Source organism: Sphingomonas sp. PAMC 26621 (genome assembly GCF_000251145.1).
Classification (GTDB): Bacteria; Pseudomonadota; Alphaproteobacteria; order Sphingomonadales; family Sphingomonadaceae; genus Sphingomonas.
This window is the reverse complement of the sequence record NZ_AIDW01000042.1, coordinates 1-26,010: the sequence shown is the minus strand read 5'-3', so window position 1 is coordinate 26,010 and position 26,010 is coordinate 1. Positions and strand designations below refer to the sequence as shown.

24 protein-coding genes and 3 pseudogenes are annotated in these 26,010 nt (G+C 58.4%); 12 read left to right on the top strand and 15 right to left on the bottom strand.

The features are described from left to right. Nucleotides 1–7: 7 nt before the first annotated feature. Together RI03_RS23790 and RI03_RS19180 are read left to right on the top strand one after the other, a co-directional pair. Entirely contained in the window at nt 8–430 is a 423-nt protein-coding gene (locus RI03_RS23790; RefSeq protein ID WP_138995749.1) for a hypothetical protein, read from the top strand. Between the two features lie 107 nt (nt 431–537). Further along, nucleotides 538–1,692, top strand: a pseudogene (locus RI03_RS19180) (IS30 family transposase); the annotation flags it as partial. 26 nt (nt 1,693–1,718) lie between these two features. On the opposite strand, the pseudogene RI03_RS19175 reads toward RI03_RS19180, so the two are convergent. After that, a pseudogene (locus tag RI03_RS19175) lies at nt 1,719–2,273 on the bottom strand (recombinase family protein). A 1,225-nt stretch (nt 2,274–3,498) separates the two neighbouring features. Here RI03_RS19175 and RI03_RS19160 point away from each other — a divergent pair. Beyond that, the gene (locus RI03_RS19160; protein WP_026046881.1) at nt 3,499–3,903 is read left to right on the top strand and encodes a MucR family transcriptional regulator; all 405 of its coding nucleotides are present in this window, start codon (nt 3,499–3,501) and stop codon (nt 3,901–3,903) included. A 127-nt stretch (nt 3,904–4,030) separates the two neighbouring features. Here the strand turns inward: RI03_RS19160 and RI03_RS19155 are convergent, their stop codons facing one another. From RI03_RS19155 to RI03_RS24820, 4 genes are all read right to left on the bottom strand, one after another. Further along, nucleotides 4,031–5,278 (bottom strand): M1 family aminopeptidase, encoded by a 1,248-nt coding sequence (locus tag RI03_RS19155; protein WP_238542456.1) that lies wholly within the window; start codon nt 5,276–5,278, stop codon nt 4,031–4,033. A 303-nt stretch (nt 5,279–5,581) separates the two neighbouring features. Beyond that, complete coding sequence (locus RI03_RS19150) at nt 5,582–5,941, bottom strand: hypothetical protein (protein WP_010219288.1); 360 nt, start codon at nt 5,939–5,941, stop codon at nt 5,582–5,584. Then, nucleotides 5,942–6,331, bottom strand: coding sequence for a hypothetical protein (locus RI03_RS19145; RefSeq protein WP_010219287.1), 390 nt, complete (start codon nt 6,329–6,331; stop codon nt 5,942–5,944). Between the two features lie 48 nt (nt 6,332–6,379). Further along, nucleotides 6,380–6,859 (bottom strand): hypothetical protein, encoded by a 480-nt coding sequence (locus RI03_RS24820; protein ID WP_232283648.1) that lies wholly within the window; start codon nt 6,857–6,859, stop codon nt 6,380–6,382. 31 nt (nt 6,860–6,890) lie between these two features. On the opposite strand from RI03_RS24820, the gene RI03_RS24815 reads away from it, so the two are divergent. The 5 genes from RI03_RS24815 to RI03_RS24810 are packed head-to-tail and all read left to right on the top strand — an operon-like array spanning nt 6,891 to nt 10,460. Next, on the top strand, nt 6,891–7,196 hold the full coding sequence (locus RI03_RS24815; protein ID WP_238542455.1) for a hypothetical protein: 306 nt from the start codon (nt 6,891–6,893) through the stop codon (nt 7,194–7,196). Between the two features lie 22 nt (nt 7,197–7,218). After that, complete coding sequence (locus RI03_RS23785; RefSeq protein ID WP_138995748.1) at nt 7,219–7,647, top strand: hypothetical protein; 429 nt, start codon at nt 7,219–7,221, stop codon at nt 7,645–7,647. Next, entirely contained in the window at nt 7,648–8,358 is a 711-nt protein-coding gene (locus tag RI03_RS22975; RefSeq protein WP_081504277.1) for a C39 family peptidase, read from the top strand. A gap of 1 nt (nt 8,359) precedes the next feature. After that, a complete protein-coding gene (locus RI03_RS23780) occupies nt 8,360–9,067 on the top strand; it encodes a hypothetical protein (protein WP_138995747.1) in 708 nt (235 codons plus the stop codon). Between the two features lie 28 nt (nt 9,068–9,095). Next, on the top strand, nt 9,096–10,460 hold the full coding sequence (locus RI03_RS24810; RefSeq protein ID WP_138995746.1) for a transporter: 1,365 nt from the start codon (nt 9,096–9,098) through the stop codon (nt 10,458–10,460). Nucleotides 10,461–11,439: 979 nt separating this feature from the next. Here RI03_RS24810 and RI03_RS19120 read toward each other — a convergent pair. From RI03_RS19120 to RI03_RS19070, 10 genes and pseudogenes are all read right to left on the bottom strand, one after another. Continuing rightward, nucleotides 11,440–12,003, bottom strand: coding sequence for a recombinase family protein (locus RI03_RS19120; protein WP_010219283.1), 564 nt, complete (start codon nt 12,001–12,003; stop codon nt 11,440–11,442). A gap of 313 nt (nt 12,004–12,316) precedes the next feature. After that, a protein-coding gene (locus tag RI03_RS22965) for an IS630 family transposase (protein ID WP_170318413.1) occupies nt 12,317–13,377 on the bottom strand; the annotation gives its coding sequence in 2 pieces (ribosomal slippage) (nt 12,317–12,885 and nt 12,885–13,377; 1,062 coding nt in all). A gap of 304 nt (nt 13,378–13,681) precedes the next feature. Further along, the gene (locus tag RI03_RS19105; protein ID WP_238542454.1) at nt 13,682–14,053 is read right to left on the bottom strand and encodes a response regulator; all 372 of its coding nucleotides are present in this window, start codon (nt 14,051–14,053) and stop codon (nt 13,682–13,684) included. A gap of 29 nt (nt 14,054–14,082) precedes the next feature. Continuing rightward, complete coding sequence (locus tag RI03_RS19100; protein ID WP_138995745.1) at nt 14,083–16,047, bottom strand: GAF domain-containing protein; 1,965 nt, start codon at nt 16,045–16,047, stop codon at nt 14,083–14,085. Between the two features lie 245 nt (nt 16,048–16,292). Continuing rightward, nucleotides 16,293–16,700, bottom strand: coding sequence for a response regulator (locus RI03_RS19095; protein WP_010219280.1), 408 nt, complete (start codon nt 16,698–16,700; stop codon nt 16,293–16,295). Between the two features lie 637 nt (nt 16,701–17,337). Next, a complete protein-coding gene (locus RI03_RS22385; RefSeq protein ID WP_081504275.1) occupies nt 17,338–18,456 on the bottom strand; it encodes a histidine kinase dimerization/phosphoacceptor domain -containing protein in 1,119 nt (372 codons plus the stop codon). Nucleotides 18,457–18,466: 10 nt separating this feature from the next. Continuing rightward, entirely contained in the window at nt 18,467–20,032 is a 1,566-nt protein-coding gene (locus tag RI03_RS19085) for an ATPase domain-containing protein (protein ID WP_010219277.1), read from the bottom strand. After that, nucleotides 20,033–20,404: a hypothetical protein gene (locus RI03_RS19080; protein ID WP_138995744.1), complete on the bottom strand. Its 372-nt coding sequence runs from the start codon at nt 20,402–20,404 to the stop codon at nt 20,033–20,035. A 960-nt stretch (nt 20,405–21,364) separates the two neighbouring features. Then, on the bottom strand, nt 21,365–21,925 hold the full coding sequence (locus RI03_RS19075) for a recombinase family protein (protein ID WP_010219275.1): 561 nt from the start codon (nt 21,923–21,925) through the stop codon (nt 21,365–21,367). A 397-nt stretch (nt 21,926–22,322) separates the two neighbouring features. After that, a pseudogene (locus RI03_RS19070) lies at nt 22,323–23,278 on the bottom strand (IS5 family transposase). Between the two features lie 305 nt (nt 23,279–23,583). Here RI03_RS19070 and RI03_RS19065 point away from each other — a divergent pair. The 4 genes from RI03_RS19065 (at nt 23,584) to RI03_RS19050 (ending at nt 25,944) form a co-directional block, all read left to right on the top strand. Beyond that, the gene (locus RI03_RS19065; RefSeq protein WP_010219272.1) at nt 23,584–23,970 is read left to right on the top strand and encodes a DUF2382 domain-containing protein; all 387 of its coding nucleotides are present in this window, start codon (nt 23,584–23,586) and stop codon (nt 23,968–23,970) included. A 17-nt stretch (nt 23,971–23,987) separates the two neighbouring features. Beyond that, on the top strand, nt 23,988–24,614 hold the full coding sequence (locus RI03_RS22960) for an OmpA family protein (RefSeq protein ID WP_051007305.1): 627 nt from the start codon (nt 23,988–23,990) through the stop codon (nt 24,612–24,614). Between the two features lie 38 nt (nt 24,615–24,652). Next, on the top strand, nt 24,653–25,456 hold the full coding sequence (locus tag RI03_RS19055; protein ID WP_010219270.1) for a DUF2382 domain-containing protein: 804 nt from the start codon (nt 24,653–24,655) through the stop codon (nt 25,454–25,456). A 98-nt stretch (nt 25,457–25,554) separates the two neighbouring features. Next, nucleotides 25,555–25,944 carry a hypothetical protein gene (locus RI03_RS19050; RefSeq protein WP_010219268.1) on the top strand — a complete coding sequence of 130 codons (390 nt, stop codon included), beginning with the start codon at nt 25,555–25,557 and terminating at the stop codon, nt 25,942–25,944. The last annotated feature ends 66 nt before the right edge of the window (nt 25,945–26,010 follow it).

The window sequence follows — 26,010 nt, the reverse complement described above, 5'->3', positions numbered from 1 at the left end:
GATCGACATGTACTATCCTTTAATGGACATCACTGATCGTATCAGCGAGCCACCAAAATGGTGGTTTCAAGGCATTCCGCGATATTGTGATTATCATCCAAGCGAAGCTGCCTACGCCCCAACCAACTTGCTAGTTAAGACACGCTGCGAATATTGTAATAGTGAATTCGATGTCGCTTTTGGAACAAGCGCCTTCTTGCAAAAGAATATTGTAGAGCCAGTTCTGGGCTATCCACTCGATATCAAAACAGGCCTGATCATCGAAGAAGCGTACGACGATCCACCATTTCATCTTGGGAAAAATGGTTTCAATTGCATTGGAAATTCCGTTACCGCAGATTGGGTCGCTATCCTACAGGTCTGGGAAGGAGAAAGTGCATTGAATTGGATCCGACGTTTTGATCTCGATGGCTTGTCCCCCGACTTCTAACTACCAAACCTCGACATTGGGGCCGCTTGTAGCGAACGTCAGCTTCCCACAGTGGGTTCAACGGGTGGTCGCAACACTTCATTCTTTGAGGAGAAGGAGTGTGGGGGATGAAGCAGCGTCAGCGGTTTTATTATTCGGCGGCACAGCGAGCCGAGATCTGGGACCGGTGGCAGCGCGGAGAGTCGATGAGTTCGATCGGCCGCTTGTTTGATCGGCAGTCGTCGTCGATTTTCTCGGTGCTTTCGCCTTTGGGCGGCATTCGTCCGGCGGAGCGCAGGCGGTCGGGACGAGCCCTCAGCCTGAGCGAGTGCGAGGAGATATCCAGAGGTCTTGTCGCCGGCAGCTCGCTCAGAGCGATCGCAGCCCAGCTTGGTCGGGCGCCTTCGACGATCAGCCGGGAAGTCGGGCGGGGTGGCGGTCGGGATCAGTATCGCGGGACCGTCTCGGATCAGGCAGCGTGGGACCACGCGCTGCGCCCCAAGCCGTGCAAGCTGGCTTGCCATCCGGGCTTACGCCGAACAGTATCGCGCAAGCTGCAGCGCATCTGGTCGCCCGAGCAGATTGCTGGCTGGCTCGAGCGCAGCTTTCCGGACGAAGAGCAGCACCGCGTGTCACACGAGACGATCTACAAAAGCCTGTTCATCCAGGCGCGTGGCGTCTTGAATAAGGAGCTGCTCGAGCATCTCCGGGCGAAACGCACGATCCGCCGCTCGCGCCACGCGAGCCTGAAGCGCGACGGGCTTGGCCAGATCAAGGATGCGATATCGATCAGCGAACGCCCCGCTTAGGTCGAGGACCGCGCCGTGCCCGGACATTGGGAGGGCGATCTCATCTCGGGCGCGCGGAACAGTCATATCGTGACGCTGGTCGAACGCTAGTCACGATATGTGATCCTGGCCAAGGTCGCGAACAAGGAGACCGCCAGCGTCGTCACGGCCCTGATCAAGCAGGCGCGCAAACTGCCCCGCGAACTCTATCAGTCGCTGACCTGGGATCGCGGCAAGGAGCTCGTCGATCACCAGCGCTTCACCCTGGCTACCGAGGTCGACGTTTATTTTTGCGATCCCCAAAGCCCGTGGCAGCGCGGCACCAACGAAAACACCAATCGCCTGCTGCGCCAGTATCTGCCCAAGGGCGCCGATCTGTCGCTCCTCAGCCAAGCCAAACTCAGCGCCATCGCCCGCCAACTCAACGAGCGCCCCAGAAAGACCTTGATGTATCAGACGTCGGCTGAAATGTTTGCAGAGCGTGTGGCGACGTCGTTGAACCCACCACCAACTCTAGACGTTCAGTTCTGCTTTCGAGACAATCTCGATATCGTCGCCTGGTCGACGCCCAGCAAGGCAGCGACAGTGCGCTGCGTATCGCCAGCTGTGAGCCGTCGCAGGGCCTCAGCCTGCTGGTGAGGGGTAAGGGCAGCACGCCGCCCGAACTTTACGCCACGGGCCTTGGCCTGGACCCTGCCGGCAGCCGTGCGTTCGGTAATACGATGGCGCTCGTAGCTTGCCGCCACACCCAGCACGGCGATGATGACCTCGGCGAACTGTGAGGTGGTATCCACCATCGGCTCCGCGATCGAGCCGAAACCGGCACCAGCCTCCTTCACCGCATAGAGAATGTTCAACGGGTCACGGGTGTTGCGTGCGAGACGATCAGTGGACGTCACCATCAGCACGTCGCCGGCATCGAGCGCCCCGATCGCGCGCTTGAGCTGGGGCCGCTTGGCCGTCGCCGCGCTAATCTTCTCGCGATAGACTTTCGCACAGCCGGCCCCGTCGAGCTAGGCGAGCTGCTGCGCTAGGTCCTGCCCGTTGGATGAGACACGCGCATAGCCGTAAATCATGCGCCGAATTATGCATCATGGAAGTGTCGGGTTTTGGACGCTTTTCCATTGATGCAAAACTTGTGAGTTTCGGACGTTGCGGTGTCCGTCTGTTTACTACCCCTGGCAACAGCGGTATAGGCAGCGGCCTCCCCTCAATCCGACAGCTGGACGCGTTATAATTGCACCATGCAGTACCGCGTCCAGATCATGCCGCGTCCATTCGTCTTAGACGCCGATGGCCTTCCTGTCCCAAACTCACACGTGATTGAGATCGCATTTCCAGGCGACACCATTGAAACAGCGCTAGGCAGCGCAAACACCATCATTGGTCCTGGCGTCGCCAAGATCCTGGTTGGTGAGCTGACGATCCTCGGTGTTGCACTGTGCTAGGCTCACCCTCACCACCCCCTCTGCGTGCGTGCAACATCATCACTGGAGCGAGCAAAGCCGGCCTCGTTGCGCGGGTGGATGGCGTGCCCCGCGACATGCCATGGACCACGATCACGGGGATCGCAGCCGGCCTAATACAACAGGCCGAGATCGAGCAGTTCGTGCTCGCACTAACGGTCGAGGATAGCAGCGGCAGCAGAAGCTTTCTCGTGGCGGAGTCAGAGCCTGTCTGGGTTCAATTGACCAGCGTGCTGCACCTTGGCCTACCTAATGTCGCACCCTATACGGCGTGGGGAGCCGCTCTGGCCGCCTCTCCCACAGTAATCGATCTCTTCGAATGGCCAAAATCGTCATGATTCGCCGGTCAACTTTGGATTAAACGTGGGTGCTGCATGTCGCACAACTATAACAGACCGTGTAGAAAGTCGTGAACAGCGCGGTGGGCGTCACCGATTTCCAATCTCGAGCGGTTGGAGAGCCAAATAAGCCCGAAGGTGCTCTTTGAGGGCCTTGAGGCAGCGAGAGACGGCCTGTTGGAGGTCCGGTTGGCGTTTGAGGCGCGAGAAGGCCCCAGCGAACGTAAATGTAGATATCAGTGCTAATTGGCACGGTCATAGCAATGGTAAATGTCACGTCGAAGAGCATTGTAGGGTTCTCGCGAGGGGTGCTGTTTTTAAATTTAATTGGGCAAGCCCTTGTCCTCTGAAATTTTGCCCCGGCAGTCGACAATCAAAATTCCAGGCTACCTACGACGCACTTTTAGGACATACCGTCTGACGTCTTGGATGTGATATAGAGGATAGACATCAACAGTGGTGTTGCTATTTGCGCCGTTTCCCTTCGGAGTTAACAAATGCCCGAGAACAATCTAATTGCTCTGACCGCGGATATCGTGTCTGCGCATGTCAGCAACAACGTCACGGCTACGGCTGATCTGCCGGATCTTATCAAGAGTGTTTTTTCAGCGCTTACCGCGACTTCTAGTTCGGTCGCGCCGTTGGCACCAAAGCAAGAGCCGGCAGTCCCGGTTCGCTCGTCCATCAAGCCAGACTACCTAGTGTGCCTGGAAGATGGCGCGAAGCTGAAGCTGTTAAAACGTTATCTGCGCACGAATTTCGGGATGTCTCCCGACGAATATCGTACAAAGTGGAATCTTCCGAAGGACTACCCCATGGTAGCGCCGGCCTACGCCGAAATTCGGCGCGCACTAGCCTATTCGATCGGGCTCGGGCGCAAGAAGACACCGCACCCCAGCTGAGCATTGCGACTTTAAACGAGCTTTTCTTAAGCCAAACGGGGACCAGTTAGAGCATGTTCGGAATCGTATGCTAAACGCCCCTACCGTCCCGATCGGGAGCAGGAATCGGGAAACATCATGCCACCGGCTATTCCCGATGCCGATCCAAAAGGCCGTCACCAAACACCCATTCGGCGAACAGCGAATGCAAGTCCTGGCCGCTTGATGCCTCCATCGCTCGCTCCAGATCAATGCTCGTAACCGTGCCGCCCGCATGGTCACGGGTGTAGCGACGCAGGCCTGACCAGAACGCGACATCGCCGAGCGTGGTCCGAAGCTGCGCCATGAACAGCGCGCCCTTGCTGTATTGAATCGCTCGCCGGATGCCCAACGTCGGGTAGGTGCCGTCCCAGGCCAGCGGCTTGTCGAAACCCTTCGCCCACGCCTTTTCGAGCCGGCTCCTCGCTACATTGAGTTCAGCTTCGTAGGCGACGCGGCCGTAGCGATGCTCCTTCCACGCAGCCGTCATGAAAGTCGTAATCCCTTCGTTTAACCAGAAATCTCTAAGCGTTTCGCACGTGATCAGATTGCCCCACCATTGGTGCGTGAGTTCATGTACGATGGCCCAATCCTCCGAGGAATCATCTACCGTCGTTGGCAGCGCATCGGTGCCGAGGACAGAGTATGTCGCCGCTTCTTGCGCCTCATCACCCCCGACCAGAAGTTGGCTATAGTCGGCGACGGGAAGCGGCACGCCCGCCTTGGCGGAGAGAAAGGCGACCGCCTCGCTTGTCCCTGCAAAGCGTCGTTTCAGCTCGCCCGTGTCGGCAGCGTCGCTCAGATAGATAAGCGTTTTTGACCCGGCCCGTTCTTTGACCCGGGTAAATTGACCTATGGCAAAGCCGTAGAGATAAGCCGAGTATGGCCGAGGCGCTTTCCAGCTATGGATTTCGGTCCCGTCCGGTCGCGGTCGCCTTGCAATCATGCTTCCGACCGACAGGCTAGTCATCCCGGTCGGGACACGCAGATCGACCGAGAACGCCGCCTTCTCGCCGAACTTGTTCTGGGAACAGACCATCCAGTCGCAGGCAAAATAGTTGGTGTAGAGTGTCGTCGCCGAGCCGGCGAACCCACGTGTAGGGCGGCCATGATAGGACAATTCCAGCTTTACGGTCTGTCCGCGTCGGAGCGGCCGGGGCAGATCAAAGCCTAGCACATCGCCTTCCACGATGTGGGCGAGCGCCACGCCATCGAGGGTTGCAGTCTCGATGGCGAGAGCATTGGCAGAGAAGTTCAGCCGTTGAACGCCATCCATCGTCGCTCGCAGCGTGATCCTCTCACGCCCCGCGACGGTCCTGTTCTGGATGTCCGGGGCAAGCGCGAGCCTGTAGCTCACCACCTTGAATCCATCGCCAGGACTGTTGGCGGCGAGCGCAGGGCTGCACAGTAACCCCAGAGCCGTCCCGGCCAACGATGGCACCAACATTCTGCGGATCACTGACGCCCCTTCATAAGGTGGCTAATATAACGAGCCGACCGATGGCTTCTATCCGCCACCTTGCTACGCCGTTGGACGTGAGCAGGCACCCTTCTCAAACGCGCTCTTAGAGAACGTATCGCAAACTGCTCGGTTCTCAACCGGGTCGTTTAATCCGTTTCTCCGTCTCAAGTTGCGGCAAACAAAGGGTTTAAAATAAGGTTAATCCCAGATGAACCATTTCTCAATCTGGCGCGTATCTCGCTCAGATCGGCGGTCAAAAGGCCAGCTCCATAAGCCGGTCTTAGGAGGCGATATGAAAAAGGCTCTTTTGGCGGCTTCGGCCAGCGCGCTCGCAATCGCGACGCCAGCACTCTCGCAGACGATGACACCGTCCAACACCAATACGAATAACGGCACGATCGCAGGCGGGAGTGTCGCGACCGGTTCATACAACCCAACCAGCTCGACGACTGCATCGTACAACCCAACGTCGACCTCGACTGACAACGCAAATAACTCGACCAACGTGTCGGACAGCTCGGCGCGCACGACGACCGACAATGCGAATAACTCGACCAACTACGCCGATAACTCGGCACGGACATCGACCGATAATTCGAACCGATCGACAAACGTTTCGGATAGCTCGGACCGTTCGTCCGGTGCTGCCGGTGCCCAGGTTGCAGCCAACAATGGTGCAACCGCACAAGACAATCGGAACATGTCGACGACGACCCAGTCCACCGACAATTCCAATCGATCGACCACCAACACCCCGACGACCAGCAGTGCGTCGGGTGCCCAGGTAGCCGCCAATAATGGTGGTTCGGCAAGCGACAGCCGCAATATGTCGACCTCTAACAACACGCAGATGGCCGACAACTCCAACCGGTCTACGACGTCCACGGACAACTCGAATCGTTCGTCCACAATGACCGACAACTCGAACCGCTCAACGACGAACAACACTGCGGACAATTCGAACCGTTCAACGACGAGCAGCGCCGCCAGTGGCGCTCAGGTTGCCGCAAACGGTGGATCGTCCGCGACCGACAGCCGCAACATGTCGTCGACCGACAACTCGAACCGGTCATCGACCGACAATTCGAACCGTTCGACCACGGACAATTCGCGGATGACCACGACCAACAGCGCTGCCAGCGGCGCCCAGGTCGCTGCCAACAACGGCGGAACGGCGAGCGACAATCGCAATATGTCTTCGACGAGCACCGATAATTCCAATCGGTCGACGACGACGAGCTCCGCGAACGGTGCGCAGGTCGCTGCCAACAATGGCGGAAGCGCCAGCGACAGCCGGAATATGTCGAGCACCGATAATTCGAACCGGTCGACCACGACCAGTTCGGCAAACGGCGCCCAGGTCGCTGCCAACAACGGCTCGACCGCCAACGACAATCGCAATCTGTCGACCACCGATAATTCGGATCGATCGGTGAAGACCAGCGCATCGAACGGCGGAACTGGATCGGTAGCCAACGGCGGTAACGCGAGTTATTCGGACACGTCGATGCGCTTTGAACCCGTGGCGAGCGCAGGGACGGGGACGGCAGCAACGTCAAACGCATTCGGCAACAGCGCTGTTGTGTCCTCCGCGACACTTGCCAGCTATGTAACCGGCGTGCGGGTAAACTATGCCGCTCCTTCGGGTAGCCGCGATGGCTCGATCAACAACAGCCTGAGCACGGGCGCGGGCGCGTTCCAGAACTTTGCCGGCACGCAAGCACTGAACATGAACACCGGCGCTGCGGCATCGCAGAATTCGGCGGTCAATGTCAGCGTCTCCGCTGGCACGATCAACCTCGGAGCACGATAAGCGAAGGGAACGGGGCAGCAGTGTGCTGCCCCATTTCTTCCTTTGTTCGGAGGCTGAAATGGTAAAAAATTCGCACGCTCGAGCTATTGCGATACTCGTCGCAATTGTGGCGCTTTCGCCACAAGTTTCTAACGCGCAAATACAACCCGGAGCACCCGTATCTCCGGTTATCGCCGAAGCTTCGGTTGCCCCGTTTGGTGCGGTAAATCCGGTAGAAAACGCAGATCTGAAGGTCGTCACCGGACAGGCCGATCTTGCTCAGGTCGTCAACGCTCAGAATAACGGCGTTGTGAGCGGTAATACTGTTACCGGAAATTCACAGACAGGGACTATCCACTTCGATAGTAGCTCGTTCCAAAACCTGAACGGACTTTCGCTACTGAGCGCGAATACCGGTAACAATGTTTCGATAAACTCCTCACTAAACGTTAACGTCGCGATTAATCGGTAGATGAAAAGAGCCTTCTTTTGGCGTCAGGTATCATTCGGGGCGGCAGCGACGTTGTCGGCCTGTTCAAGTATACCATTGCCTGAAGGCGGTGCTCCCCTTAATTATTCTACTTCTCTGAACTTTACGGTGCCGGTAACTAGTTTGATCGGTCGCAGGTTCGAAACTGTGGTTCGCCAACAATATGATTTCAGCTGCGGATCGGCAGCGCTGGCGACCTTGCTTCGTTATCATTATGACGATCCCCAGAATGAGCAAAGCGTCTTTCTGGGAATGTGGCATGACGGCGACAGGGCGCAGATCCAGCGCCTCGGTTTTTCGCTTCTGGACATGAAGCGGTACCTTGCCGCGCGAGGTCTTGCTGCTGATGGTTATAGAGTCAGCCTTGCGCAGATTGCTGATGCGAAAATCCCCGGTATCGCTCTTATCAATTTTAATGGTTATCGCCATTTTGTAGTCGTCAAGGGCATCGATAAGGATACCCTCCTGCTTGGCGATCCATCGCTTGGACTTCGGCGCGAAAGCATTCGTCGTTTTCAGCGCCAATGGAATGGTGTGTTCTTTATTGTCAGTGGTCGGTCAACGGTCGCTCAAGCGCATTTTAATATGGCGCGAGATCAGGTACGAGCGCCCCGCGGTTATGTTTTCCCTGGAGGGGATCCCCTCGATCTAGCGGCGCTTGCTCTCACCCGACCGCAATCAGGGGAGTTCTGATATGTCGTTCGTCACTGCGCTACTTGTCGCGGCATCTCCTTTAATTTCGCAAACTAGCACGCTGCCAGTCCCCGACCGAGAACTTGCCACGATGCGCGGCGGTGTACTTTTGCCGAACGGACTGAATGTCGCCGTCGGCATCGACATTCAGACGCGGATCGACGGTGTCCTGGCATTGCACACCATCTACACCAGCGAACAGCCGAACCCTGGCATTCGGGTCTACACCGATGGCACCAATAGCCCCGCTACCGCACCAACAACCACGACAGTGATTACAGGTGGCAGCGGAATGATCCCCACTGTTTCCGTGGGCCGTTCCCCTACCGGCACTACCATTGTTGCGTCGAGCTCAAGCGCGCCGATGACGGTGAACGTGGTCTCCGGTCCTACGTCGGGCTGGCTCGACGCCGCAGGCCAGACGATGGTGCCCGTGGTGGCGAACGGTCCCGCAGTAGCTGCAAGTTCGGGCGTAATTTCGCTTGCAAATGATGACCGCGGCGCACGTGTGACGCTGGTTGCACCCTCTGTTCAGGTCGATCATCTTGTTGGTCAAGCGACCGGAGCAGTCGTTTCCAATACCGCGAGTAACCGGGTTATCGACACCGTCAGCTCGGTCAACGTCGATCTAGTTGGAATTCCTGCTGGATTGTCAGGTGGTATATTAATGGTCAATCGGCTTGCAGCCGACGCTGCAAGCCGACGCTAATCAAGCTCGCGATAGACGAGAAAAGGGGATGGATATGAAGGAAATGGGGCGGGGCAGCGGCGCGTGCGCGCTAGGTTTTGTAGCGGTCAGCTTGATCACATCGAGTACGGCGTCTGCGCAGATTGGTGTGGCCACTGCTGGCGAGCCGAGCATCGCGGAGATGCGCCAGGCTTTAGCGGCAGAGAGAGCAGAGCTCGACAGGCAGCAAAAGGTGCTAGAGGCACAGCGGGTGCGGATCATGTCCCTTGAGGCCCGGCTTGGCCCCGCCGGCGCATCAGCCGTAACCGGTACCGCTTCCACTCTTTCGCCCGGCGGGGTTCCCTTGCCAGCCTCGCCACCGCCTGCTCCGCCGACGGCTGTCGCACAGTCGGCGTCGGTTCTTAGCAACGGAGTTCAATCTGTTGGCTCTGCACCCGTCGATCAACGGCAGGTCCAAGTTGCGGTCTTGTCAGAACAAGGGGGCATTATCACTAAAGCGGGTCAGCTGACGCTCGAAGGTGATCTGGAATATGCGCGCTCTGATCGCAGCGATGTAGTTTTCCGAGGCGTTCAGATACCCGAAGCGGTGCTGATCGGTGTATTTGATATCAATCAAAGCCGCCAGGACGTTCTTACGGCCGCCGTCGTTGCACGACTTGGCTTGACCAGCCGTTTTGAAATCAACGGCCGGTTCCCGTTTGTCTATCGATCCGACAAGTCGGTTATTGCGCCGGTTGCTAACCCAACGAGTCCGAACGCCGGCCAAATCGATAGCCCCGTCACCGCACGTAACCTTGGAGACATTGATTTTGGCGTGCGCTATCAGATTACCGATGGCCAAAGCGGCGCTCCCTATCTGATCGCTGGCCTTCAAGCCGTAGCGCCGACCGGAACGGACCCATTTGCTGTGCCACGCGATGCGCTCGGTAATGCCTTGCGCGGTGCCACGGGAGCGGGATTTTGGGGCGTCACGCCCAATGTGACCGCCATCCTTCCGTCCGACCCTGCGGTGCTATTCGCTACAATTGGCTATACTCGGAATTTTGGCCGCAATATCGGTCGTCAGATTGGGGGCACGCTCGTAGACCGCGTTCGCCCCGGTGACGCGCCCTCAGCAAGCGCGGGAATTGCGATATCGCTAAATCCGCGGACGTCGATCAGCTTTGGGTACGCACATACCTGGGCATTTGGCACGAGCACGCGGCTGCGAATGCTCAGCACAACGGACAACACGCCGGGACCAGCGATCGACACGACCAGTCGTGATCTACAGCTTGGCCGCTTCCTGTTTGGCGTCAGTTATCGCACCAGTCCGAAAACGACAGTCAACTGGAATGTCGAAGTCGGTGCAACCAATGACGCCGCAAACGTGAGGACGTCGCTTCGCATCCCGTTCACCATCAACGCATTCTGATAGCCGCGTCCGCTAGTACGGTTCGGCAAAGGTAGAGGAGCCCGCGGGAGCGACGATTCTAAAGTCCATGGGCTGTGCTCTACGCATGGCTATTAATTATCCCGTCCTGTTCCGGCCATCGAGGCTGGAGCACTATTATGATGTGGAATAAGCGTCGGTATGTGACCTGATCGGTTCGTGGTATAAGCTCCTGAAAACGGAAAGTAATATGATTTTTTAGGGTCCGATCGGAACCGCCGCCGACCTCGAATAAATCGTGTTTACAAGTATTTAGATAAATTGCGGTGAGGTCAAGCACTGATGCTTATCCACCGGTTTCAACCTTCTATCGCTAATTTCCCGCGACCGATTGCGAATAAGCATAAGAGGCCCGGGAAACTGTTCACAAAACGGCCCTTTTTCGAAGCCCTTTTCGGCAGCTACGATCGGCATTCTTCACCGAACCCAGGCGTAAAGCGATGAGCTACCACCAAGCATGCTGATCGGCGTGGGCGTGATCCACTCGGCTCCGAGCACTGGGTAAGGACCGTAAAACAGGTCGCCTAGCGCGCACCGGTAATGCGCGTTCATCCAACGCCTGCGCCGATGCTCCGGGCCATCGTGAAGCATGTGGCAGCGCTGGCACAGGGCCGCTAGCTGATGGAGTGCACTGTCACTGGGATCGTGGTTGAGGTGCGCGCAGGCCAGCACCACCGGCGTCCAGGCACCGTGCGCCAGGATGTTCTCCGTCGGCCGTCGCACGCGCCGACCCTTGCCGTTGCGCCAGCAATGCCGCTTCCGGTCCCACCATCGACCATCCCGCAGATGGAATACTCTCTGTCCATGAGGGCGCCCGCAATGCTCGCAGCACCCCCTTGCCCGTACGAAGCGCACATGGTGCGAAAGTTGCGGCCAGTCGATCGGGTATAGGTATATGTGCTCGGGACGGATCGGCATTAGGCCTTTCCTTCCTGCGCGTCGGTTTGCGGAATGTCCGGCATCATGCGGTCAGCGCCGCAGCGGTCAGCGCCCGGTAGAGCGTCGCATGGTGGCACTTGAGCAGCTTGGCGGCTTCACGCACCGACGTGCCTTCGTTCACCAATCGCTCGCCGAGCGCGATCTGGTCGGAGGTGAGCTTGGGCGGACGACCGAAGCGTACTCCCCTCGCCTTGGCTGCTACCCAACCGCTGCTGGTCCGTTGGTGGATCAGCTCGCGCTCGAACTCGGCGATGCCGGCGAACACAGTCAACACCATGCGCCCGGCGGGTGAGGTCGTATCTGCCCAAGGCTCGGCTAGCGACCGCAAGCCGGCGCCGACTTCTTTCAGCTTCTCGGCAATGTCGAGCAGGTCGCGGGTGGAGCGCGCTAGGCGGTCGAGCCGCGTCACCACGACCGTGTCTTCGTCGCGCAGCTGCTCAATCATCTTGGCCAGCTGAGGCCGGTCGCGGCGTGCGCCCGAGACCTTTTCTTCGAAGGTCCGCTTGCACCCGGCCTCCTTCAGGGCCGCGCGTTGCAGCCTGAGGTCTTGGTCATCGGTGGACACACGGGCGTAGCCAATCAGCATGTCGCAAAACTGTATCAGAACAAAAATGTTTAGCAACAGACTTTCGCGACAGAAGCTCACGAGGTGTAAACGCGCACGCTAAATGGCGGCGATCTGATCGCGCTATGTGTCGCGCAAACGGTGCCGATTGCTGTCCTGAATGGCAATAATTGGTGGACAGCGGACCTGACCGCTTTTGGGGAAAGAAATAAGCATCGCTGCCATTGAGCGAGCCCAGTTTTGCGGCACTTGCCGACAACCTCACGCCGTTCTTCAGCAAAGGTGTGAACGGCCGCTTCTCCCGAAACTTGCCACTTATACCAAGACTCTCTGATCAGGACCGATGGGCCCACGACCGCAGTCCGATGGACATGATGCGCCACGGCTGATCGGTGAGGCGGTTCCAGGCGAAGCAGCAATGGTCGAGGATGTCGTCGTAGGATTTGAAGATGCGGTTCGACAGCCAGTTGTCGCGCATGAACTGCCAGACGTTTTCGACCGGGTTGAGCTCGGGGCATTTTGCCGGCAGCGGCAGCAGCGTGATGTTGGCCGGGACGATCAGCCCCGCCGAGAGATGCCAGCCTGCCTGGTCAAGTATCAGCACGGCATGGGCGCCGGGCGTCACGGCGGCGGATATCTCGGCGAGGTGCAGCGTCATCCCTTCGGTATTGCAGCGCGGGAGCACCAGGGCCGCTCCCTTGCCCTCGGCTGGGCAGATGGCGCCGTAGATGTAGGCCGAGGTGGTACGTTGGTCCTTCGGCGCTGACGGACGTGTCCCGCGCTTGGCCCAGCGCCGGGTGATGCCGTTCTTCTGGCCGACCCGCGCCTCATCCTGCCACCACAGTTCTATAGGTGTACCGCCAGGGAGCGCTGCCCGGATCGCTGCCACTTGGGCGGGGAAGCCTTTTTAAAAACGTCGATGGCGTCAGCCGCCTGCGCATGATGCCTCGGTCGTGCCGTCAGCTTCCTGTAGCCCATGGCGCGCAGGTCGCGGCTCAGCGTCTGCTTGCTGACCGACACACCATATTCGTCGAACAGCCACTGGATCAAATCGACGATCCGCCAGCGCACCACGCCATGCGACGCCGGGACCGGGCCCTGTTCGATGATCTCGGCAAGCGCCCGCTTATGCTCTGGGCCAAGCACTGGACGGGGACCGGGGGCTTTGCCGTCGAGCAAGCCGTCGGGCCCGCTGGTATTGAAGCGCAGCACCCAGTCTCGAACCGTCTGCAAACCAACGCCGCCGACCTGTGCCGCCGCGTGCCGCGCACCACCATCGTAAATCACCGCCAGCGCCAGCAGCCGCCGGACCTGATTGGCGTCACCGCTCAAACGCGCCAACCTTCGAAGACCAGACCCGTCGAAATCGTCCCTTAGCCCAACCGCTGATGCCACCGCCAACCTCCCACCGTTTGCGATGTTGAATCAGATCATGACCGACTTGGGAATCCCCGGCGCTGAGTCAGGCTCCGAGGGACTTGGTATTACCCTACGCGAACGCGATGCGCGGCTTCGTGACCCATCCCAGCCATCCCCCTATCGAGTGATAGGCGAGTGACCTGCCATGTCCGCAAAAACCTGTTTGTCTTCACGTCCGTCGCTTTTTCAAAAACGATCGAGTTCGAGAACGGATTAGCTTTCTCGGAAAGTAATATAAACCGAGAGGCACGGACTGAAGAGGCGTCAGGACAGGGGTTGCCTAGTCCTCAGCAGCCAGCTCTTCAGTCAGTCGACGCATCGTCTCGACAGTGCGTTGGCGATTGAGCGGCTTGGGTAGGAATATAGCCTGCTCGGGAATATGATCCGCTGCTGGAGCGTGGCCCGCAGTCGTCAGGATGATCGCGATCGGCGGCCATCGTTTGCGGACCGCGGCAGCCAGCTTGATGCCGTTCATGGCGCCGGGCATGTCGATATCGGTCAGCATCAGTCGCACGTCCGAGCGAGATTCCAGAAGAACGATGGCGTGGTTGGCGTCATGAGCTTCGAGAACTTCGAAGCCGGCCTCTTGGGCCATGTCGATCATGTCCATCCGCTGGAGCGGCTCGTCCTCGACCACGAGGATAATCGCCACCTTACCCGCTTTCGTCATTATGCCTGAACTCACGCCCGCTCTACCTGCACTAGCGGAGCTCGGAAAGACGCCACAAGACCCGTTTGTTCATAGCGCACGTCCGAGCCACCTGTTCCGATAAGGCCAAGTCGAATCAGACGTGATCCGAAGCCTTTACGGCTTGGTGGGGAAGCCGGCGGCCCACCTCGCTCCGTCCAGTCAAGTGCGAGCTGGGACGTGTCGCCTTCGCCCGCGAGGTTCCAAGCGATGTCCACGGTGCCGCCTTCAGCCGACAACGCGCCATATTTAAGAGCGTTGGTGGCGAGCTCGTGTGTCAGGAGCGAGGTCGACAGCGCGGCCCGGGCGCCCATCTCGACATCCGGTCCAGACAGGACGCACCGATCGCGGACGCCTGCGACATCGAGCACGTTTGCCAGCATGTCTCCGAGCGTCGCACCCTTCCAACGACCCGCCGTGAGTGCATCATGCGCCATGCCAAGCGCCTGTAGACGATGGCCAAAAGCCTCCAGACCCTCAGGCGAAGCATCGCCCCGCAACGTCTGGTTCGAGATCGCCTGCGCCATCGCGAGCGTGTTCTTTAATCGGTGAGCAATTTCCCCGTTCACCGCATTCTGGCGTTCCTCATCCCGCTTACGCGCGATGGCAATCTCCAACCTGTCAGCGGCGTTGCGCAGGAAGGTAAGCTCCCCCGCGTTCCAGGAGTGCGGCGTGTCACGATGAACGATCAGGACCGCTGTCGTCCGTCCATGTTCCCGAACGGGCACGTTAATGACCGCACGGGCCTGAAGTTCGGCCCAACCGGATGCCTCATCGGCGGTACGATCGTCCGTCATCACGTCGTTCACAACGAAGATTTCACCGCGGATGAGGTAGGGGCGCAGCTGCCCGTAATCATCGAAGCGGTAGTCGCCTTCGATGGAAGGCATGTCCGGCAATGCCCAGCCGGGTGCGACCCGTATCCGTTCGCGGTTATGGTCCATCTCGCCAAAGGTGGCGCGCGACGCTTCAACGGCCTCGCCGACGATGCATGAGGCTTCCGCGATCACGTCTGAAATTTCACCGGCGTTGCGAAGTAAATCGCCCAATGCCAGCAGCGCATCTCGCCGACGTTCCTCTTCTACGCGCTCAGTAACCTCTTGGAAAATAACGGTGAAATCGTCGTTACCGATCCACTGCGCCGCACCGTCATACCATCGGTTGAATACGCCGACCTGACGGGTGAAATATATAGGTGTGTGCGTATCAACGACGGCGGCCAGCTCCATGACCCACTCGTTCTCGATGCCAGGGATCAGCTCGCGAATGGTCTTCCCCCGCGCCTCGTTGGGATCAATCCCGACCAGCTCGCCCCAAGCGTCATTGACCTCTTCGTAGCGCCAGTCGAAGACCCGTCCGTCCTCGTCCCGAAGCACACGGGCGTAAATGAACCCTTGATCCATGTTTTGGTACAGGTCTCGCCAGCGGCGATCTGTAGTCCTCTCCGCGGCCTCTGAGGCATCACGCTCGATCAGGGCCTGGCGTAGTTCGGCCGCGTCCTTCCGCATTTCGAGAAGGGCCACAACCTGCCGGGCTAGACGCTCAAGCGCTCGCTGTTCTTCAGCGGTAAGACCCTCGGGACGCGGCATGGTGTCGATGACGCAGAGCGCGCCTACAACGCCGAAGCGGGTCGTCAGCGGAGCCCCGGCATAGAAGCGTATCCGCGGACTTCCTGTGACGAGCGTATTATCACGTGTTCGGGGATCGGCAGTGAGGTCAGTGATGACCACGGTTTTTGCTGTCTCCACCACGTGACGACAGACAGACTGATCCAGGCTGGTCTGCTCGTGGTCAAAGCCCACGCGTGCCTTAAACCATTGCCGGTCGGTGTCGAGCAACGACACCAAGGCTGTCGGCACCCGGCAAATCTGGGCGGCCAGCGCCACAATATCTTCGAAACCCTGTTCGGGTCCGGTATCCAGCACATCATATCTCTGAAGCGCTTCCAACGCGTCCATGGCCCTCTCCACTACTGAACCGGACGGTCGAGCAGCCCCCCCTTCGCCGAACACGACCATAAGCGCAATCTCAAGCGCCGTTTGCGCGGGAAGGGGCAAGGGGACCAAGCCTGGGATTGACGGCAATGACGATCTCGTAATCAAGCAACCTCTGACGCCCTTCCCGCATGGGAACAGCGGTCAGGAGTGGATCAGCGTTCTCAAAGGCATCCTTTTCGCAGAAAGCTGGAAGCAGCTAACCCCTGTCAGACTGCCTTTTTGAGAGGTTCCGGTAGCTTATTGTCGGGCAAAGTTTTTCTGAGGTGTTCGTGGATCATACGTCTGTTGAACGGTTTGGAAATAAACGTGGCCTTTTCGGGCATTTCGCCCGCCCTAGGCAGGACATGACCCGAGGCAATGACGATCTCAATAGCGGGCCAGTGCTCGGCAACGTGCCGCGCTAGTGCGAAGCCGTTTGTCTTGCCCGGCATATCGACATCTGAGAACAGCAATATGATGTTTTCCCAGTGTTCAGCCAAGACAAGCTTTGCGTCATCCCCGTCCATAGCCTCATGGAACCGAAATCCAGCGTCTTCGAGGATGCTCGTCGTGTCCATCATAATTAGCGGGTCATCGTCAACGACGAGGGCGTACGGAACAGTTGAAAGGGCCATTGGTCCTTAACCAACCGCGAGAGGTCGGGTTGCGAATCTTATGGATTATTCGATAGGCAATCTGGTTGCAGGGAAGATTGGCGCCTTGGACGCGAATTTGTGCCGTAAGCCCGTCCAATTTTAGCTCCTGCATGCAGGAATAAAGAAATTAGTCATTCCCGAAACATCACCGGCCAATTATAACGCCAGCAGCTTCCCAAAAGTCGTCATCCTTGCGGGATATAAGAGGGGGTCTGCGCCGTTCGCGAACGGTAATCTCTGGAGGAATGCGGCCATAAACATTCGCACTAGTTTGGTAGCGCGCGCGGGCGCCCCCGGACCTTATAATGACCTCTGTGTGAAGCCATTGCCATGCGACATCCGTTGCGAGGTCTAACCCGTCGATATAGCCCGGCATTTTGATATCGGTGAAGTTTAGCGCCATCCCGGACGTATATTCGGAAGCGCGGTTGCGTTGTCATCCAGGACCGCGAGAAGCTCGAGGACATTGGAAGTTATCCAACGCCAGAAATGGAATATCGTCGGCTGATTGGTCCAATTGGTCGATCATCAGGAACAATCGTCGTATTATTCGAAAAAGGAAATTGGCGAAAATAGTTACTCCGCACTTTCCACGCACTGTGGCGAACCGCAGTACCTAGCCCTCGATCGACAGCGACAAAGGTGCCGAAACGGTGATCAGGGTTCCGCCGCCCTCGCGCATCGAGACGGCAAACTGGCCGCCGAGCTGGCGCACGAAGATGGCGACGTAATCCGAGCCGTGAACCTTGTGATCAGTTTCCGAGGCTTTCTTGACCATACCGACACCGTTGTCGCTTACGGTAAATTCCAGTTGACCGTCTACTAGTCTCGCACCAAGCACCAGCCGGCCTTTTCCCCGTGGAAACGCGTGTTTGATCGCGTTCGTGCCCAGTTCGTTGATCATCAGTCCGAAGGCCACGGCGCGCTCAGGGTCGAGTTCGATTTCATCTGCCACGACGTCGATCACGATGCCTGAAGCCGGCTCAAGCAGACTCGTAGCGAGCCCCCCGGCGATCTTCCTGAGATAGTCGTCAACGCGAACGGTCTGACCGCTGCTCGACGAGATCAGGTCATAAAGATCGGCAATGGCAGCAATCCGTGTCTCCATAGCGATGAAGCCCTGCGCAAATTCAGCAGGTGTGCGTCGAATTTCGCCCGCGATTAGTGCCACGAAGGTCTGAAGATTATTCTTGATGCGGTGAGAAATTTCACGCGTTAGCATCAAAGCGTCCTGTTCGGACTGAGTGCGTTGAATGATCTCTGCTTTAAGCAGGTGGTTTGCCGTCGCGGCAGCGGTGGCAAGTTCTTGTTGACGGATCGAACTGACCAGCATCGCTTCGTTCATGGCCCGCCTTTGCTGATGCAGTGGTGCCATTTCGGTGACCTGGACGACGATGCCGACAACGCGGTCATCCTCCCGGACGGGCCACATCCGATAGGATGCAAATGCCGGCATAGGGTGGGAGCGTTCTCTCCCCGTGTACTCTGCGTGTTCGCCCGTGCGAAAAACCCGGTCGAGCGACACCAGGCACTCGTCGCTGTCCGGTAACAGCTCGCAAAGGGGCTGTCCGATTATATCGCCTCTCTCTCGATCGAATAGTTTGCAAAACGCCGTGTTGATGTCGCGGATCAAGTGACCCGCGCCCGTGACCGTGGCAATCGGGGAGGACGCATGTTCGAACCACGGAGAGGAACGGCCCGAGTTCATATAATCGAAGGCGGAAACCATAGGCATGCGAGCGAGCTTACACGGTTGCTTTGGACTCTGGTGGCAATTCGTCCGGCTGCTCCTTGCGCGGCCCCGTGCGTTCCGGAATGCCGGTGCTCAACTTGGCGTAATCCGTTCGGCGGGGGTCGATGACGATGACGCCCTTCGTGGTGATCACGTATTCGCGTATGTCTTTGCTGTGGTTCCCACCGCGCATCTTGATGACGACCATCGTCTTGCGCAGCTGGCCGTCGATTTCAACATAACGCAGCCTGATGATGTCATCGGTGAGGAACGATATGGCGTAATGGCTGAATTGTAGCGACGTGAAATTGTCTTCCACTTCGACCGTGCTGAGGATGGTAATCCCTGCGCCCGTCAAAGCGCCGATCATGCGATAAAGCGATTCACGAAAGTCAGCGCGGAAACCGGGGGCGAGCGCCATTTCGAAGCCGACCAAGGAATCGATTACCAGCCGTTTCGCACCGACGCGCTCGATCGCGTCGAGAATGGCCTGCATTGTCTCGTCTACGGACAGGTCGAGCGGTCTTAGATAAAGAAGTTCGAGCTTGCCGTCCTTCTCCGCATCGCTGAGGTGCAAACCGAAGCTATCGGCCCGCTGCGAATAGCTTGGTGGTCGCTCTTCGAATATCGCCATGATTCCCGGCTCACCCTGGCGTAGACCCTCGGCAATGAACTGGGTCGCCAAGGCCGACTTGCCGGTGCCCGAAGGCCCGGCGATGAGAACGCTATCGCCTTCCAGAATGCCGCCGCCCAGCATGGTGTCCAGATCCGGAATGCCGATCGATAGCCGCTTGCGTCGGCTGGGCCGGGAGGGGACGGTGTTTAATCCAAGGGTCCGTGAGAACGCCTGGAGACCGTCAGATGTTATACTGATGGTATGAAGGCCCGGCACCGAGGCCTGTCCGCGCAGCTTCATGACCTGCAACTTGCGCACGATGGAGTTGCGCTCGGTCGCCTGCGTCAGCCAAAATACGCCATCGACCATCGTAAATAGCGGGTTGTCAGGCATCTCGTCCTGAAAATATTCACCGACGAGGATGGTGGTAACTTCGGAGCCCGTCAGAAACTGCGACAGGCGATGGACGAAAGATTCGACCTCAAGCTCGCCGAGGACGTTGGCCTTGCGTAGAAGAGTTCGAAAGGAATCCATCACTACCACGCCCGCGTTCGTAGCAGTCACATGGGCGATGATCTCGTCCAGCACTGCGTCCAGGTTTTTCTCAAGGACGATGTCCGAAAGATTGACGAACTGAACCGCCTTGCCGACCTTTCCTGCATCGAAGAATGAAAACTGCTGCTGGTAGCGCAGCATCTTGATGACCGGTTCGCCGAGGATCGTGAAGTAAAGGGCCGGCCGCTCCCGGGTGCCGTTGGCAAACGCGAACTGATGGACCAAGGTAGTCTTGCCGCTGCCGGGCGCACCACCGATCAGGCTAAGCGAAAATTCCGGCAGGCCGCCACCGAGAATATCATCCAGTCCGCGCACGCCGGTGGACAGCTTGTGGATGGTGACCTTCGCCCCTTTCCCGTGGCGCTTTTCGACAGCAGCAGGTCGAGCCGTTTTTGTTGGCTTTTTCATTTATAGCTCCATGCCAAAATCGCGGTCTTCGGGCGGGATGTCGGGCCATATCTCGTCCACCAAGCCCCACGTCAGGGCAGGGCCGACAAACGTAACCAGCAGTCCTAAAAGCTGTGCCAAGAGAACCACGCGCCCTTCGAGAAAGACCTTCGGATCCATTCCGTTGCCGATGTCCCGAAGGCCCTCAAGATCACCGCTTCGACTTACTGAGGCTTGCGAGAGCCACGGGATCTCGATGGTCGCAAGGGCGAGCGCGCGAGCAAGCAGCACTTGGACCCAGCCGTCCCCCATGAGGCGCGCTAGCTGGGGGCGCATACGGTCAGTGACTGGGTAGTCTGAAACTGCGGCTTCCCCTTCGGTAGATTCGAACAAAATGATGTTCCGTGCAATCCGTCGGAGTTGTGGCGTCGTTCGGTTCATTCGCCGTTACCGCGGTGCCTGTTATCGCCGCGCTTAAGAGGGCCCAGTCTTAGATAATGGTCCATCAATATGCTCCTCGCTGGGCGGGAGCTGACGAAGATCAACCCTCAATTGCAGACAGCCATTAGCAGAGCCGACAATCAAAGCCTAACCTATGATAAGGCAGTTTGTTCCTTAAAGCACCTTTCAGCTATCATTGCCGCCAACATGATTATTTGGGTCAACTAACGGCGATCGTGGACCTCTGCGCACCTCGAGAGCTGAACGATCGCCAAGAGTTAGGCGCTCCGTTGTCGCTATCAACTGATACCGCGAACGACAGCCGCAGTACTGCTCCCTACTGAAAGCTTTCAGACTAAAGCTACCGGGGCCCAGCCGTCCAACAGTGAAAATGCCAACCCCTGTCCCGATGAAAATTCGTCTGTCGGCGTCTAGGAGCACCACTGAGGCGCCGGAATGGCAAAATCTGCGTCGATCACTGCCTCCCCCTGCCATGACGTAAAACCCATGTTTGTCGAAGCAGAACATTGCATATTCTGGAGAATGGCTGCGTGAGCTGTGGCGTACGTGCTCCATGTTCGGACTACTGTCCGAGATACCCTGACGGATTCAAAAAGTGCGCGACAACCTTAGAGAGGGGGTTTTTCGTCACGGGAGAGGCGGCTGCTATTTTGGCCTGAGATCCAATCTCTGCGAAGTCGCTACCGTGAAAGTTGGCCCGTTGCCCTGCAGATCTTGGAAGCCGCGCGAATGGCTAGTTTATCTGAAACCCGACATTCACGCTCAATTACCCTGACGACGGCTTGTCCCAGGCCTCGTCATTCCAACCTTCGACGTCGGAGGTGAACCAACGGCAGGTTTCGGGTACCACGATTGCGACGTTGAACGACTGGGATTGGGCGCTCGCTGCCATCAACTTTCCTGATCCCGTAGCGCCCGCCACAGGGTTGAGCGGCTGACGCCGAGCAGGGCCGCCATGCTGGCGGTGGTCTCGCGATCGGCGGCGATTTCGTCCTTTGCTTTGTAGAGCTGTGCACCCGTCAGGGCGCGAGGGCGGCCGAGATGTCGGCCACGCACTCGGGCAGAAGCCATGCCGGCGCGAGTGCGTTCTACAATTAGGGCACGCTCGAACTCGGCCAGCGCTCCCATGATGTGAAACACCAGCTTACCCCCAGCCGAACCGGTATCGATCGCCTCGTTGAGCGAGACGAACCCGCAACCCCGAACCTGCAAGGCCGCTACCAGCTCGATCAGGTGCGGCAGGGAGCGTCCCAGGCGGTCAAGCCGCCACGTGACCAGGGTGTCGCCCTGTTTCAGCGTGGCGAGCGCCTGGTCGAGCCCAGGACGCCGACGCGCAACACCTGACACACCCTCATCCTCATAGATCATGCTGCATCCAGCGAGAGTCAGAGCATCACGCTGAAGGTCGAGGTTCTGTTCTCCAGAAGAGACCCGTGCATAGCCGATTTTCATCCGCGCGTTTTGCTACAGCCTTTCGCGACAGCCAAGCCACTGATTTCGTTTAGCCTGTATTTTGTCGCGAAAGGGAACCCTTTCGCAACAGGGCCGGCGTCGGTTAACGCTGGCGTGTGTGCTCTCGGGACGCGATGCGCTGCTCGGACCGCAGCGGCGGCAGGCTCACGATCTCGGGGCCTCAACAGTGGGCTTGAACACTGCGTTCGGAATGAGCAACTTTTGAGAAGAGGGCATTTGTGACAACGAACCGCCATCTTTTAAAATAGTGTTGCTTTCGGAGACACTCTCAAAAGTTCCGCCACGGTCCCTTTACAACATGGCGTTAGAGTTACAGTTTTCCCGGGCTTTGTTGCATAACGCCTCGAGAGCATAACCGCCCTTTTACTTAAAGATATTATGCGATGCGGACAGTGATCGGCGTTCCCATTTTGGAGAAGCGATTGAGGATTGCAGCACGGACTTTGAGCTCGGTGATCTGACGATCGAAGGTACGAGCCACAACGCGTTGGCTCAGAAGCTTGAAGCAGTGCATTTTGGTCTCGACCAGACTGCGGCGATGATAGCCGCTCCACTTCTTCCAGATCGCGCGGCCAAGGCGCTTTGTAGCGCGTAGCGCTTCATTGCGAGCATCGACGCCGGGACCGTCTTTCGTCCATGGTTGGCCGTTGCGACGGACCGGGATGACCGCCTCTGCACCACGTTCGGCAATGGCAGCATGGCACGCCCTGGTATCGTAAGCGCCATCTCCGCCGACGCTGAGTATCTGCTCGTCTTGCGGGATCTGCGCCAGCAGATCGGGCAAGGTCGGCGCATCGCCGATGGCATTCGTCGTGACTTCGATGGCCCGGATATCCAGCGTTGCCGCGTCGATCCCCAGATGCACCCCTTCGACTAACTCAGGACAGGCTTGCGCCACTGGCGGCGATAGGAAGCGCCATGTTTGCGCGTCTTCCACTCACCTTCACCCGTCATCTTAATGCCCGTGCTGTCGACCAGAAGGCGCAGGCCGCCTGAGCTGGGCCGCCCGCCAAGCTCGACGACCAACGTCTTCTGCCGTCGGCATAGCGTCGTATAATCCGGCACCGGCCAGTCCAGCCCGGCAAGTTTGATCAGGCTCGCTACCAACCCTGTCACTTGCCGCAATGGCAGATTGAATAGCGATTTCAGCGTCAGGCAGAGCTCAATCGCGCTGTCCGAAAACCGCATCGGCCGACCAGGACGACCGCACGGCTTCGACAACCAGTGCATCTGCGGATCAAACCATATTTCCAGTGACCCGCGCCGCTTTAGCGCTGCATTATACTCCGGCCAGTTCGTCGTGCGATATTTCGGTGCGGCAGGTTTGGGCATCGCGCCCATCTATCTCGCTCGATTCCCTTGGGGAATCCCCAGCGTCAGTTTTGCAACAAAGCCCGTCGAACTGCTCACACAACCTTTCTACAGGGCGGGTCGCGGCAAGCAACTGAGCGCAGTCCACATGCGATTTCGGCACATCAGATATTTCTAATGATCCTAATCAAGGTCCCAAGATTTTTGCGGAACCAATGGTACGGCCTTCGGTTTCCGCATCCTAAGATACACTTGGCGGAGCGTGATTGCTGGCCCGCTGCGTGTGCTCTTCGACATCCCTCGGAACAGAGAGATCGATAAGCTACGTGGCCAAATTTGACGATCAGCACACGAGGGTTCCAATTATTGAAGAAGTTGCGACTGTGTCCAAGCGGACCGTGGAAAGTAGCCATGTCCGGGTCAGCACGGTCGTCGAAGAGAGAACCCACAATCTTGTTGCGGAGCTTGCGCGCGAGGACATCGAGATTGAGCGCCGCGTGGTCGAACGCGAAGTGTCCGTCGCGCCTGTGCCTTACCATGAGGGCGAACTGCTGATCATTCCAATCGTTGAAGAGCGCGCCATCGTCGAAAAGCGCCTTTTCGTCGTCGAGGAGGTCGTCGTTCGCCGGATAGCGCGAACCGAGGAGGTACGAGTTCCTACCACGCTTCGCAAAATGCGCGCCGTCATCGAGCGCGATGGCGACGAAGTCTAAAATAGGAGGGATTGTTAATGCCAGGACCGAACGACCATAAACCCGGCGCGCCAAGCCACGTGCATATCGAAAGGAACGTTCAGCCAGGCTGGGTACAAGCGCTCGCGTGGTTGGCGCTGGCGTTGGGGCTGCTCGCCCTTATCCTCGGTTTAAGCCGCTGCCACAAAGAGGACACAGTCGCCGTCGTGCCGGCTCCAGCCCCGAGCAAAGTGATAGCGCAGACTCCTAATGCGCCGAAATCGGCAGCATTGGTCGGTACGTCTGGTCTTGGTGCGTATCTGGGCGGCACGGAAGCGACGCCACGTACTTTCACGTCTGAGAAGCTAAACTTCGACACAGCCAAGAGCGACATTCGTGCGGCTGACGCGGCAGAGGTCGATCAAGTCGCAATGGCTTTGAGGCAGTATCCAACCTCTCATGTCCGGATCGCCGGCTATGCGGACTCGCGCGGCAGCGATGCGACTAACATGGCGCTCGGCAAGGCTCGCGCTGAGAGCGTTAAGGCGGCGCTTGTGGCCAAGGGCATCGATGCCGGGGGGATCGAGACCGTCTCGGGCGGTGCAACCGACCCCGTCGACACCAATACGACGGCAGGGGGGCGTTTCGAGAACCGCCGTACCGAACTCGTCGTAACGGCGAGATAAGCAACCCTTTTCTATCCAACGTTTATTCAGGAGAAATCATGTCCAGCACCATCACTGCCCTGTTCGACAATCGCGCCGATGCCGAAGCCGCTAAGGAGCGGCTGAAGGCTGCACGGGTCGACGTCGATCACATCCACATCCATGACAAGACCAGCGCGGGCTATAACGCGACTGGTTATTCGACCCATCAGGACCGCGGAATGTGGGATTCGATCAAGCACGCGTTCCTTCCCGATGAGGACCGCCACACTTATGAGGAAGGCGTTCGCCGGGGTGGTGTGCTGCTGACTGCTGACGTCGAAGACGCGCACGTTGATGAGGCCGTCAAGGTTCTGGAAGATGCCAATAGCGTCGATATCGACGACCGCTCGAGCGAGTGGCGTTCGTCCGGCTGGGATCATCCGGCAGCGGGTGCAGGGGCAGCGGGTTTGGGTGCTCTTGGTGGCACCACCGCGCACGATACGAACCGTACTCACGACCTCGACGGGGAGCGTGAGGAAGTTGTTCCGATTGTTGAAGAGCAGCTCGTTGTCGGCAAGCGCGACGTGGACCGTGGCGGCGTGCGCGTGCGCTCCTATGTCACTGAAACGCCCGTTCATGAGCAGATCCGTCTGCGCAACGAGCAGGTGCATGTCGAGCGTCGTGCTGTTGATAAGCCCCTTTCGGCAGCCGAGGGCGACGCGTTCCGTGAGCGCACGATTGACATGACTGCGACCGGCGAAGAGGCAGTGGTCGGTAAGACTGCGCGCGTTGTAGAGGAGGTCGTCGTCTCGAAGACCGCTGAAGAGCATGTTGAAGAGATCGATGATACAGTGCGCCGCACCGACGTCGAGATCGATTAGCGACGCCGATAAGCTGGGTAGCACCAACAAGCGTATTTAACGCAATCAGAGCCTGCGCGGTTGGCACCGCGCGGGCTCTTTCAAATCGAGCATAGGCGATGCGAAGCGAACATCTCGAGATGATCAGGCGAGCCGTGCACAGTTATGCGGCACTTGTAGCCGTGTTTGGGTTCGCCGTCCTTACCGGTTGTGACGGGCCCCATGAGAAGTCTGGCAAACAGGCAGATCAAGCAGCGGGCGAAAAGCCAGGACTGTTCCGAGAAGGGCCGCAGCAGCGGCTCGGCAGGCTTGCGGATCGGGCGGACCATGCACAAATGCGCGTAATCGATGCCCGCGCTGACGCCCTAAAGGATCAGGCCAAGACCGTGCGGGCGTCCGGCGACAGCCAGGCGGATGCGCTGGAGCGTCAGGCCGCCGAGGTCCGTGCGCAAGCCAAAACAACCGGTAAAGCTCTCGACAACCAAGCGGACGAAGTCCGCGGCAATTAACAGCCGACGAGGCTGACCAGCTATTTCAGGAGATGATGATGCAAGATCCTATCGATCGTCCGGCGG